Source organism: Polaromonas sp. P3_C2, assembly GCF_056402675.1.
Genome location: NZ_JBFUGX010000324.1, coordinates 1 through 4,817, shown reverse-complemented (window position 1 = coordinate 4,817; position 4,817 = coordinate 1). Strand labels below are relative to the sequence as shown.

Sequence of the window (4,817 nt, the reverse complement as noted above, 5' to 3'; positions counted from 1 at the left end):
GGCCCAGGTAGCGCGCAGCCGGGCCCATGTCACGGTGCGTCAGCTTGTACCAGGCCCGGGCGAAGGCGTCGGCAAACTCCTGCGGGTTCGCCATGAAGCGCCGCGAGATTTTTTCGTAAGCCGGATCCATGCGCATGGCCATGTCGGCGGTCGTCATCATCGGGGCATGGCGCAGCACAGGGTCATGGGCATCCGGCACGGTGGTCGCCGCGGYGGGGTCTTTGGGCTTCCACTGGTGGGCACCGGCAGGGCTCTTCGTGAGCTCCCACTCGTAGCCGAACAGGTTTTCAAAGTAACCGTTGTCCCACTTGGTGGGGTTCTTGGTCCAGGCACCTTCGATACCGCTGGTGACGGTGTGCACGCCGTGCCCGCCGCCAAACTTGTTGATCCAGCCAAACCCCTGGTCTTCAATGGTGGCGCCCTCAGGCTCGGGACCCACGTACTGGCCCGGATCGGCAGCGCCGTGGGCCTTGCCGAAGGTGTGCCCGCCGGCGGTGAGCGCAACAGTTTCTTCGTCGTTCATCGCCATGCGGGCGAAGGTCTCGCGGATGTCCCGCGCCGAACCCAGCGGGTCCGGTTTGCCGTTCGGGCCCTCGGGGTTCACATAGATCAGCCCCATCTGCACAGCACCGAGCGGGTTTTCGAGTTCGCGGTCGCCGGTGTAGCGCTTGTCGCCCATCCACTCGGCTTCAGGGCCCCAGTAAATCTCTTCCGGCTCCCAGACGTCCGGGCGCCCGCCGGCAAAGCCGAAGGTCTTGAATCCCATGGAGTCCATGGCCACGGTGCCGGCCAGAACCATCAGGTCGGCCCAGGATATTTTTCGGCCGTATTTCTGCTTGATCGGCCACAACAGGCGGCGTGCCTTGTCGAGGTTTCCGTTGTCCGGCCAGCTGTTGAGTGGTGCGAATCGCTGTGTGCCGGAGCCGGCGCCRCCGCGTCCATCGGCGATCCGGTAGGTGCCTGCGCTGTGCCACGCCATGCGAACGAAGAATGGGCCATAGTGGCCGTAGTCCGCAGGCCACCAGTCCTGCGAATCCGTCATGAGCTCATGGAGGTCTTTCACCACGGCATGCAGGTCCAGGGTCTTGAATTCCTCGGCATAGTTGAACGCCTCGCCCATGGGATCGGACAGCGATGAGTTCTGGTGAAGGATCTTGAGGTTCAGCTGATTGGGCCACCAATCGGCGTTCGTTGCGGCACCAGCCAGGGCATGTTTGCGGGCGCCACCCGAGAATGGGCAGCCGCCTTCGCTTTGCGTGTTGTGATCAGCCATGATGAGTTACCTTTGATGATTAAGTGGTGCCGAATGACGRCATGGAATTGCACTGCGGGACAGCCGGGACGCTTTGGTCAAGGCCGTGTGGGTGGGGCTGCTAATGGGGTCTCCTTTGACGGGCTTGCCAGGTGATGGCCTGTGAAGCACAGTCTAGGTTTCACTGCAAAATAATCAAAGGCAATTAAAGATATTTACCTAATAGTTTTTATCAATTGCATCTGTTTTGGCTTCAATTCCCCAGCGCGACCTGACGGGTAATCTTGCAGTTACGCTTGGGTCCGAGTCACTTATCGAGTCACTTATAAAGCCTTTGAAGGAACCCTCATGACCAGCCCCAAAACCGCCGGCACAGCACCCCGGTACCCTGCTCCCGAACTGAAGGACCTGCCGGAAGACATCAAAGCCAAAGTACTGGAGGTGCAGGAAAAAGCCGGCTTCGTGCCCAACGTATTCCTGGCGCTGGCGCGCCGCCCTGCCGAATGGCGTGCCTTCTTCGCCTATCACGATGCGCTGATGCTCAAGGAAGAAGGCTCCAACCCCAACGGCAGCCTGACCAAGGGCGAGCGCGAGATGATCGTCACCACGACGAGCGCCGCCAACAAATGCCTGTATTGCGTGGTGGCACACGGCGCCATCCTGCGCATCTATGAAAAGAAACCGCTGGTGGCCGACCAGGTGGCGGTGAACCACCGCAAGGCTGACATCACACCACGCCAGCGCGCCATGCTCGACTTTGCGATGAAGGTATGCCTGCAAGCAGACCAGATTGAAGACAGCGACTTTGAAGCGCTGCACGGCCACGGCTTTGACGATGAAGACGCCTGGGATATCGCGACCATCACGGCTTTTTTTGGGCTCTCCAACCGCATGGCGAGCTTCAGCAACATGCAGCCCAACCCCGAGTTCTACCTGATGGGCCGTGTGCCCAAGCCGCCCAAGGCCGCCTGAAACCGCTCAGGCGCGAATCACGCCCAGGACCCTGCGCACCCGCTATGCTCATGAATCAGCCTTCTCACAAGACTTAAAAACCATGGCACCAGACGCCACATCCACCGCCTCGACATCTTCTACCCCATCAGCCGGCGCTTACGGCCTGACCGTGCGCAAGCTGGAGATCGACCTGAGCGATGGCTTTGACCGCCACTGGTTTGGCGGCGATGCCTTCCTGAGCCAGTACCACAACGCCTTGTCGATGAGTTTTCCGGTCGGCGAGCAGTCGTTCATCGAGGCCGTGCGCGACTGCGCCAAATTGCTGCCTCGCACGCCAGAGCACGCGCTGCTGCATGAAGCCACTGCACAGTTCATCGGCCAGGAGGCTACCCACCGCCACATCCACGGCCTGTACAACGCACAGTTGGAGAGGCAGGGCCTGGTCAACCGCTGGCAACACTGGGCCACGGCCCGCATTGACTTTGCCAAAAAACGCGGTGTGGCGCCCCACCACTTCCTTGCGGTCACGGCAGCCTACGAACACCTTACGGCGGTGCTGGCCGACTACATGCTTCGCCACGGTGACGCGCTGGACCATGCAGACCCGAAGATGCAGACCCTCTGGCGCTGGCACGCAGCCGAAGAGACCGAGCATCGCGCGGTAGCCTACGACCTGTACCAAGCGCTTGGCGGAAACCACGCATGGCGCGTGCGCTGGTATGTCTACGCGCTGCTGCTGTTTTCCTGGGACTCGGGCCGGCAAACGGTGCTGAACCTCTGGCATGACGGCACGCTGTTCAAACCAGGCACCTGGTGGAGTGCGATGAAATTTTTCTGGGGAAAAAATGGCGTTGTGTGGCGCTGTACCGCCCCGCTGCTGACCTACTTCAGGCGGGACTTCCACCCCGACCAGGAAACTGTTGCTGAACCCGGCCAGCAAACCCGCGCCATTGCCCAGCGCTGGTTGAAAGAGCACGCGGACAGCTTTCGCACAGTTCGCTGAAGCTTTGCTGCGATGCTGCAGCACCCATATGTCGCCAGGATTGCTATCTTATTGATAGCTGTTTGCGCATGACCTGATTAGGCCAGCGGGATTTTTCTTTCAGAATTACGCTTCAACCAGCTTGCGCATCCACTCGGGCAGGGCTTTGGCTTTTTGTGCCGGAAAGTCCACCCAGATGGTGGTGGCGCCGCCCGCGGCGCAGATCACGCCCGGCGTATCCGCGCGCTCCATGGTGGCCCAGCTTTCAAAGGTGGTGCGGCCAGGGTCGCTCACGTACATCTTCATCAGCACGTCGCCGGGGTATTCCAGCTGCTTGTAGAAATTGCAGAAGGCATTGACGATGACCGGGCCTTCCCCCTGAGGGTCGGGCTTGCAGCCAATGCCGTACATCCAGTCGATGCGGATGGTTTCGAGATAACGGAAGTAAGTGCCGTTGTTGAGGTGGCCCATCGCGTCCATGTCACCCCAGCGGATGGGGATATGCATCTCGTGGACCAGCTTTTTCTTTTCGGGAATTTCAATTTTCATGATGCCAATTTCCCCTATCGATGAGCCCTGATGGAAGCCAGGATTCCCAGTGTGAACAACACGCAGGCAGACAGTTGTACCAGTGTGGGCCAGTGGCCATCCCAGGCAAACGAATACAGCAGTGCAAAAATGGTTTCACTCACGATGAGCTGCCCGCACAGGCTGGCGCTGAGCCGCTGGCTGGCCATGTTCCACAAAATTGTCGCCAGCCAGGTGGAACCCAGACCGGCCAGGACACACAGCAGCACGAACACACCACGGTCTTCACGGCCAGCCAGCACGCTTGCGTTCGAACCCGCAAGCAGCCACATCAGCAATGCCCCGAGGCCGGTTGCCACACCCAGCCAGTTGGCCCAGTCGGTGGCGTTGACTTCAGGGTGCCGCTTGAGCCAGGCTGAATTCAGGATCGCAAAAGCCGTCCAGCACACCAGCGAGGCCGACACAAACAGCATGCCGCGCCAGAAATGTGTAGCCGTTCCCTCGCCGGCCTCGTGGGTGGAACCCATCATAAGTGCCAGCCCTGCCAAGGTGAGCGCCAGGCCGGGCAGCAGGGAAGCCCAACGCAGGCCTTGCGGCTTGCCCAGCAACATGACCCAGATCGGAATGGTGCCGATCACCAGCGAAGGCACTTCGRTGCCGGCGTCGCGTATAGCCAGCACCAGCAGCAGGTAGTAGCCGCTGAACCCGAGAATGCTCATGACCAGAGCGGCCCACGCCTGCCGCGCTGTGGGCAGGCGGCGGGTGCGCCATCCCGCCAGCATCACCAGCACGGCGAACACGCCGTACACCGCAAAGCGCCCGGCCGTCAGGTCAATGGACGAATAGCCGCCCACGCCCATGTCGAGCATGCGCGGCGCCACAAACACCAGGCCCCACAGCGCGCCCGCCGCGAGCCCGGCCAGAATGCCCGTCAGCATCCGTCAGGCAGTGTGCGCAGTGGCTACCAGGCGCAAACCTAGCAGCCCCATCGCACCGGCGGCGGTGCGGTCTACCGCAGCCTTGCTGCGCAGGTAGGCTGCGCGCGGCACAGCGGAAGACAAAACCACCGCCACCACGGCATACCAGCCGGTTTCCATCACG

Annotated in this window: 5 protein-coding genes; 2 read left to right on the top strand and 3 right to left on the bottom strand. The window is 61.3% G+C overall.

Translation table 11 applies throughout. The annotated features are described in order from the left end of the window. The coding region (locus AC1DWI_RS14085) for a peroxidase family protein (protein WP_477725053.1) at nucleotides 1-1,273 on the bottom strand (1,273 nt) is incomplete at its 3' end. Between the two features lie 327 nt (nucleotides 1,274-1,600). Here AC1DWI_RS14085 and AC1DWI_RS14080 point away from each other — a divergent pair. Then, nucleotides 1,601-2,224 (top strand): peroxidase-related enzyme, encoded by a 624-nt coding sequence (locus AC1DWI_RS14080; RefSeq protein WP_477667853.1) that lies wholly within the window; start codon nucleotides 1,601-1,603, stop codon nucleotides 2,222-2,224. Nucleotides 2,225-2,306: 82 nt separating this feature from the next. Beyond that, nucleotides 2,307-3,209 carry a metal-dependent hydrolase gene (locus AC1DWI_RS14075; protein WP_477667854.1) on the top strand — a complete coding sequence of 301 codons (903 nt, stop codon included), beginning with the start codon at nucleotides 2,307-2,309 and terminating at the stop codon, nucleotides 3,207-3,209. 105 nt (nucleotides 3,210-3,314) lie between these two features. On the opposite strand, the gene AC1DWI_RS14070 is transcribed toward AC1DWI_RS14075, so the two are convergent. Then, nucleotides 3,315-3,737: an acyl-CoA thioesterase gene (locus tag AC1DWI_RS14070; protein WP_477667855.1), complete on the bottom strand. Its 423-nt coding sequence runs from the start codon at nucleotides 3,735-3,737 to the stop codon at nucleotides 3,315-3,317. 14 nt (nucleotides 3,738-3,751) lie between these two features. Then, nucleotides 3,752-4,654, bottom strand: a complete 903-nt coding sequence (locus tag AC1DWI_RS14065; RefSeq protein ID WP_477725052.1) for a DMT family transporter — start codon at nucleotides 4,652-4,654, stop codon at nucleotides 3,752-3,754. Between the last annotated feature and the right edge of the window lie 163 nt (nucleotides 4,655-4,817).

Excerpts from the sequence above, each read along its gene's own strand:
- AC1DWI_RS14080 (WP_477667853.1), top strand. The coding sequence starts at position 1,601 with ATGACCAGCCCCAAAACCGCCGGCACAGCACCCCGGTACCCTGCTCCC.
- AC1DWI_RS14070 (WP_477667855.1), bottom strand. The coding sequence starts at position 3,737 with ATGAAAATTGAAATTCCCGAAAAGAAAAAGCTGGTCCACGAGATGCAT.
- AC1DWI_RS14075 (WP_477667854.1), top strand. The coding sequence starts at position 2,307 with ATGGCACCAGACGCCACATCCACCGCCTCGACATCTTCTACCCCATCA.